A 6,025-nucleotide genomic window follows, 5' to 3' on the forward strand; every position below is an offset into this window, starting at 1 on the left:
GGCGCGCTTCGCATTCATGCGGACATCAGTAGCCGACCGCGCGGGTTGCTGCCGCGGCCTGCGTCGTCGGCAAAATCAGGCTGATGACACGGCTCCACTTGACGAGAGAAGACGTATCGACAAACACCACATCGTTGGGCTTGAGCTGGAACGAATCGGCCGTGGCCATCGCCGACGCATTGCTCGCGTCGAGATGGAACACCGTGGGCTGCGCCGTATCGCGCCCGCGCACGACGTACACCTGCGAAGCGTCGCCCGACGCCTGGCTGATGCCGCCCGCGTTGCCGAGCGCTTCGTTGAGCGACATGTGGCCGTTGTTGAACATCACGCCGCCCGGACGCTCCACTTCGCCCACCACGAACACCTTGCTGTCGGCCTGGCCGAAGACGCGCACGAGATCGCCGTCGCGCAGGATGATGCGGTCGGGATTGAAGCCCTTGCGGATCATCTCCGGCATGTCGACGACCACCGTCGTATCGCCGCGCGTGACCGCGACCTGCGAGCGATCGGCGTTGCTCGTGAAGCCGCCCGCGCGATTGATCGCTTCGGGCAAGGTCATCGGGCGGTCGTTGAGCACTTCGACGCCCGGCGTCTTGACCTCGCCGTCCAGATACACGCGCTTGCTGCGATAGGTCTGGATGCGCACCGTCACCTGCGGCTGACGCACGTACTTCGCGAGCTTGTCGGCCAGCGCGTCGCGCACGCCCATTTCCGAGAGCCCTTCGACTTTCAGCGGCCCGATATAGGCGTACTGGATGAAGCCGTTGGTATCGACCGTATAGCCCGACGACACCGAACTCGCGCCGCTGCCGTCGCCGCCGCCGCCCGACATCGGCAGGTTCAGTTCGGGGTGATCCCAGACCACGATGCTGAGAATGTCGCCGGGACCGATCTCATACGGCGAAGCCTTGGCGAACAGCTTCTGCACGTCGGTGGGAATGCCCGTGGGGCGCGCCGCCGCTTCCTTCGTCACGAGGTCGCGCGTGATCTCGACGAGCGTGCCCGACGGCGCGCCCGCGAAGCCCTTCGCCACCACGCTTTCCGGCACGTTCGAGCCGGGCGCGCCGCCCGCTTTCGTGGCCGCGTTGGCCTCGGCGGGCGTGCTGTCGCCTTTCGCGGGGGCGTACGTCATGCCCGGCGCGAGCGCGCAGCCGCCCAGCCCGGCCATCGCCAGGCACACGACCCACAAGCCGACGCGGCGCTTCGCGCCCGCGCCAATCGATTGATACGCGTTCGTTTCCATTGACCTACCCCCATCCGTTGCCCATGTTCCGCGTCATTCCGTGTGACGCGGATACCTGGTCCGCCCGGCGCAATCGCGCCGCTCATTTCCCCTGCTGAATCCGGTGTTCAAACAAGACGACTCAAGCAATCTCAGTACGCGCCGCTGCCGCGAATCACGACGAAAAACGTCTTGAACAGAATTCCGATGTCGCGACGGAAGGTCCAGTTCATCACGTAGAACACGTCGAGCGAGACGCGCGTGGCGTAGTCGATATCGTTGCGGCCGCTCACCTGCCACAGTCCGGTGATGCCCGGCGTCGCCATCAGGTAATACTTGCGCGCGTCGCCGTAGCGTTCCAGTTCCTGATCGATGATCGGGCGCGGACCGACGAAACTCATTTCGCCGCGCAACACGTTCCAGAGTTGCGGCAATTCGTCGAGGCTCGAATGGCGCAGGAAGCGGCCGATGCGTGTCACGCGGATATCGTTTTTAAGCTTGAATTCGCGCTCCCATTCGGCCCGCGCTTCCGGATCGCGGGCGAGCAGATCCTTGAGCACCTGCTCGGAATTCACCACCATCGAGCGGAATTTCAGGCAACGGAACGGCTTGCCGTGACGGCCCACCCGCTTGTGTCCATAGAACGCCGCGCCGCCATCGCGTTTGACCAGCAGCGCCACGACGAGCAACAGCGGCGAAAACAGCACGAGCGCGCTGAGCGCCGCGACGATGTCGAACATGCGCTTGAGCGCGTGACCGACCACGGCGGCGCGCACCGAACCCATCTCCACTTCGATCGGCTCGCGATGCCACCAGGCGCGCGTGAGACGCAGCACGCTGAATTCCGAAAAGAACAGCGTGTGCGAGGCCATCAGCGAGATGCCGGTCGTCAGCGTCCAGTAAATGAACCACGGCAGTTGCAGCAGATGATCGTGATGAATCGCGTAAAGCAGCACGAGGCCGCAGAGCTGCACGGCGAGCCATGCGAGCGCCGTGCGTCCCGCGACGCTGAAAATCGAGCGGCTGCCGCGCGAGCCGTAAGTGCCGCAAGCCGGAAACACCGAGAGCGCCAGTGCCGCGCAAAACGCCACCAGCGTGGGATCGGGATGATGTGCCGCGCCGACCTGCGTGAAATTCAGGTTCAGGTGCACGGCGCACACTGCGCCCAGCACGATCAGCACCACGTCGACCGTGCGTTGCGTCAGTAGCGAACTTCGCGTCAGCTGCGTTGCGTGTGTCAGCTGAGGCCCTTGCGTTAGATCTGACATGTCCTACCCCAGTGCGTGTCGTGTTCATCAGACGTTTTGGGTCTGACGTGGTCGTCCTCGGAGAGCGAACGCACGCTCTCTCTTTGCCTGGGGATGCAGATGCGTACTTCGCCCGCCCCAACAGGCCACAGCGACACATTACGGTGTGGACAACGGGCAAACCGTGCGCAATCCCACCAACGGTTTGTGTTCGTGGCGGCGGCTTCGTGGCGAGGCGCGCACTTCACGAAGCACGCCATGCGCGGGCGCGGCGATATGTACGGTCTCGCACATTCGCCGCGTTTTTTCTTGGCTTCTTTTGTTTGATCTGCGTTTTCTCGTAGCAGAACGCGCGAAACGATTTACGCCATTTAATAGGAATCCGTATTATTCGCGCCGCAATTTTTTCCTCGCTATGTGCGGCGGGACACACAAGGCGATTCCTCTGCGGAATGCCGCATTCTTTTGTCCCATTCATCCGCCCATTCACTCGCCGCGTTCGCCGACGCACACACCCGCGCGCGCACTCCGCCGCAGAATGTCGGCAAACCGCACCACGCGAGGAACCTGCCGTGAAGCGCTCTTTAGCTGCAGCCCGTCCGCACGCACTTCGGCGCCGCGTCGATACGACCATCGGCGCTTGCGCCGTCATCGGCCTGATTATGGGTCTCCTCACGACGCTCGCCGCGACGCCGGCGCACGCCGCCGATGCGGTGCGCGCGATGCCCGCAAGCGATTTCATCGACTCGCTCGCGGTCAACACGCACGTGAATTACACCGATGGCGCGTACGTGAACGTCCGCAACATCGCCGACGATCTCAACTGGCTCGGGATCCGCCACGTGCGCGACATCGTGCCGAACGGCTCGCCGCCGTTCGACAACTATGTGTATCTCGCGCGTCGCGGCGTGAAATTCAATTTCCTCGTGCGCACGGACATCGACCAATCGATCGCCCAGGCAGTAGCCTTGAATACCGCCGTGCCGGGCAGCGTCGCGGCCATCGAAGGCTTCAACGAGATCGACAATTTTCCGGTGACGTACAACGGGCTCAAGGGCGCCGCCGCCGGGCTCGCCTCGCAGCGCGACATCTATCGTCGCGTGCAGACCACGCCTGCGCTCGCGGGCGTGCGCGTGTACGACGTGACGGGTTATGACCCGAAGGTGGTCGACACGCGCACGAGTTCCGCCGATTATTCGAATACCCACGTCTATCCGCAAAACGGCGAACAACCGAGCTATAACGCGAACGGCGATCACTGGCTGCCGGCGGCGCTCGGCTCGGTGAAGAAGTTCGAGTTGCCGGTCGTCGTGACCGAATTCGGCTATTTTTCGATGCCCCAATCGGGCTGGTACATGCTGGGCGTGGATGAGCCGACGCAGGCCAAAGGCGTGCTCAACGGCTATATGGATGCGGCTGCGGCGGGCGTGAAGCGCCTCTTCGTCTACGAATTGCTCGACCAGAAACCCGATCCGCAAAACAAGAACGCCGAAATGCATTACGGCATGTTTCGCAACGACAACAGTCCGAAGGTCGTCGCGCACACCATCCGCAATCTGACGACGATTCTGAACACGAACACGCCGCATCGCACCAAGGCGGCCGCGCGCGACACGCTCTCGTACACGCTCTCCGGCATGCCGGTTTCGGCGTACAGCTTATTGCTGAAGAAAAAGGACGGCCGCTTCGTGCTCGCGCTCTGGAACGAAACGCCGATCTGGGATCGCGCGAAAGGCACGCCGCTCGTCAGCCCGCCGGTGCCCGTTCAGGTGGATCTTGGCGCGAACGCGCGCCGCGTGGATGTGTATGACCCGATGGTGTCCGCCGAGCCGCTCGCGACGCATCGCAACGAAGGCCAGATCAGCGTGGAGGTGCCCGATCACCCGATCCTGCTCGAAATCTCGCCCGCCGGTACGCCGGGCACCTGATTTCAATTCATTCGGATGACGAATTAAATGGCAATTCGGGGAAGCCGAATACAACCCGCGCGTGGGCTTTAATGTTTGACGAGCGCCCGCAGCGCAAAGAACGGCCGATACACCCACGGGCACGCCGCGTACAGGAACATGCGGATGCGAAAGCCGAGCTTGATATGCGGCCTGCGCAGCGCGAGCATGAGCCGCTCGCCGAAACCGCGCGCCGCGAACAGATCGCGCACGTAGCGCTCGCGCGCGAGCTTGGGCACGAGCAGCGCGCGCATCGCGTCGCCGACACCGGCGATATCGGCATCGCGTTCGAATTGCGCCGACTCCACGAGGCCGAACGCATTGGTCTGCTTCACGCGCGCGATGAACTGCTCGACCGTGCGCAGCCGCTTCTTGCCCGACAAACCGCCGCGCCGGTAACGCACGAGCGGTTCGCGCAGGCTGACCGCGCCGCCCGACATCACGGCGCGAAACGTCATGATCTGATCTTCGGCCATCGCGCCGGGCAGCATCGGCCCGAAGCGCTCGAACAGCCGCCGCGACCACGCGTGCGACGCGCCCACGAGCCACGGACGCTCGCGCGCCCAGTCGTCGAAATTGCGGTACTGGCCGAGGTCGGTCGGCGCGATGCGGCCCGCCGGGCCGTCTTTGCCTTGATGTCCCTTCGCGCCTTCGAATTCTTCGAGATCGGACGCGATCAGGTCGATCTTGCGTCCATGCGCGTTCCAGCATTCGACGAGACGCTCGCAGCGTTCGGGCGACGAAACGTCGTCGCCAGCGGTCACGACCAGCAGGTCGCCCTGGCTTTTCGCCGCGAGCTGGGACAGATGCGCGCTGATGCCCGCGTTCTTCTCGTTGCGGTTGAGCACGACGCGATGCGGTCCGCGATAGTCGCGCACCGCGGCTTCGATGGCGGCGAAGGTGCCGTCGCTCGAACAGTCGTCGGAGATCAGGATTTCGAGCGGCGAATAGCGTTGCGCGAGCGCGCCCGCGACGGCATCGGCGATCACACCGGCCTGGTTGTAGGCGATGAGCAGCATCGAGACCAGCGGGCGCGAGGCGTCGTTCGCGAGCACGGCAGGACCTGCCTCAGTGCGTTCGTCTTCCAGGTTCATCGGCGATGGGCGGCCCGTGCATGCGGGCGAGTGGGACGAGTGGGGTTAGCGCCGCCGGGATGCCAGTCCGGGCGGCGCGGGCGGCCATACTATCATGCGGCCCCGTTGCCCCGGAACGCCAGGCCGGCGCGGCCGCCGCACCGTGGCGTCGGGCCGACACCGCCGTGCTCGCTCACACCCCCGCGGGCGCGCCGTCCGCGCACGCGAGCGCGTCGCGCGCGAGTTCGAGACGCTGGGCGCCGAGCCGGCAGATTTCGGCGCGGGAGCGGCGCACGTGGCGTTCCGCCAGCTCGACGGCCACCCCAACGCCGCCCACACCACCCGCACCACCCGCCCGAATCGCACCAATCAGCTCGGCATGCTCCGCATACGTTTCGCCGACGCGCTCGCCGTACACAAAGCCGAGCCGGTGCACCACGTGGATGCGGTCGGTCACGCGCCGCAATGCCGCTGAAAGCTCGGCGTTACCCACGGCGTCGACGAGCGCGAGATGGAACGCCTCGTCGAGCGCGGCCA

At 64.9% G+C, this 6,025-nt stretch carries 5 protein-coding genes; 1 reads left to right on the forward strand and 4 read right to left on the reverse strand.

The window, feature by feature from the left end; genetic code table 11:
• Positions 1-25: 25 nt before the first annotated feature.
• Together G3N97_RS09800 and G3N97_RS39950 are read right to left on the reverse strand one after the other, a co-directional pair.
• Positions 26-1,243 carry a polysaccharide biosynthesis/export family protein gene (locus tag G3N97_RS09800; protein ID WP_205993025.1) on the reverse strand — a complete coding sequence of 406 codons (1,218 nt, stop codon included), beginning with the start codon at positions 1,241-1,243 and terminating at the stop codon, positions 26-28.
• A 131-nt stretch (positions 1,244-1,374) separates the two neighbouring features.
• The gene (locus G3N97_RS39950) at positions 1,375-2,490 is read right to left on the reverse strand and encodes a sugar transferase (RefSeq protein WP_205993026.1); all 1,116 of its coding nucleotides are present in this window, start codon (positions 2,488-2,490) and stop codon (positions 1,375-1,377) included.
• A gap of 551 nt (positions 2,491-3,041) precedes the next feature.
• On the opposite strand from G3N97_RS39950, the gene G3N97_RS09810 reads away from it, so the two are divergent.
• Positions 3,042-4,397 carry a calcium-binding protein gene (locus G3N97_RS09810; RefSeq protein ID WP_346778042.1) on the forward strand — a complete coding sequence of 452 codons (1,356 nt, stop codon included), beginning with the start codon at positions 3,042-3,044 and terminating at the stop codon, positions 4,395-4,397.
• A gap of 68 nt (positions 4,398-4,465) precedes the next feature.
• Here G3N97_RS09810 and G3N97_RS09815 read toward each other — a convergent pair whose 3' ends face one another.
• Both G3N97_RS09815 and G3N97_RS09820 read right to left on the reverse strand, forming a co-directional pair.
• Positions 4,466-5,509: a glycosyltransferase family 2 protein gene (locus G3N97_RS09815; protein WP_205993027.1), complete on the reverse strand. Its 1,044-nt coding sequence runs from the start codon at positions 5,507-5,509 to the stop codon at positions 4,466-4,468.
• A 172-nt stretch (positions 5,510-5,681) separates the two neighbouring features.
• Positions 5,682-6,025: FCD domain-containing protein (locus tag G3N97_RS09820; protein ID WP_205993028.1), on the reverse strand; the 344-nt coding region annotated here is incomplete at its 5' end.

The sequence above is a fragment of the Paraburkholderia sp. Ac-20347 genome (assembly GCF_017104805.1).
Taxonomy (GTDB): Bacteria; Pseudomonadota; Gammaproteobacteria; order Burkholderiales; family Burkholderiaceae; genus Paraburkholderia; species Paraburkholderia tropica.

Bases quoted from the DNA above. Each gene is read 5' to 3' on its own strand.
- G3N97_RS09800 (WP_205993025.1), bottom strand. From the start codon at position 1,243: ATGGAAACGAACGCGTATCAATCGATTGGCGCGGGCGCGAAGCGCCGC.
- G3N97_RS39950 (WP_205993026.1), bottom strand. From the start codon at position 2,490: ATGTCAGATCTAACGCAAGGGCCTCAGCTGACACACGCAACGCAGCTG.
- G3N97_RS09815 (WP_205993027.1), bottom strand. From the start codon at position 5,509: ATGAACCTGGAAGACGAACGCACTGAGGCAGGTCCTGCCGTGCTCGCG.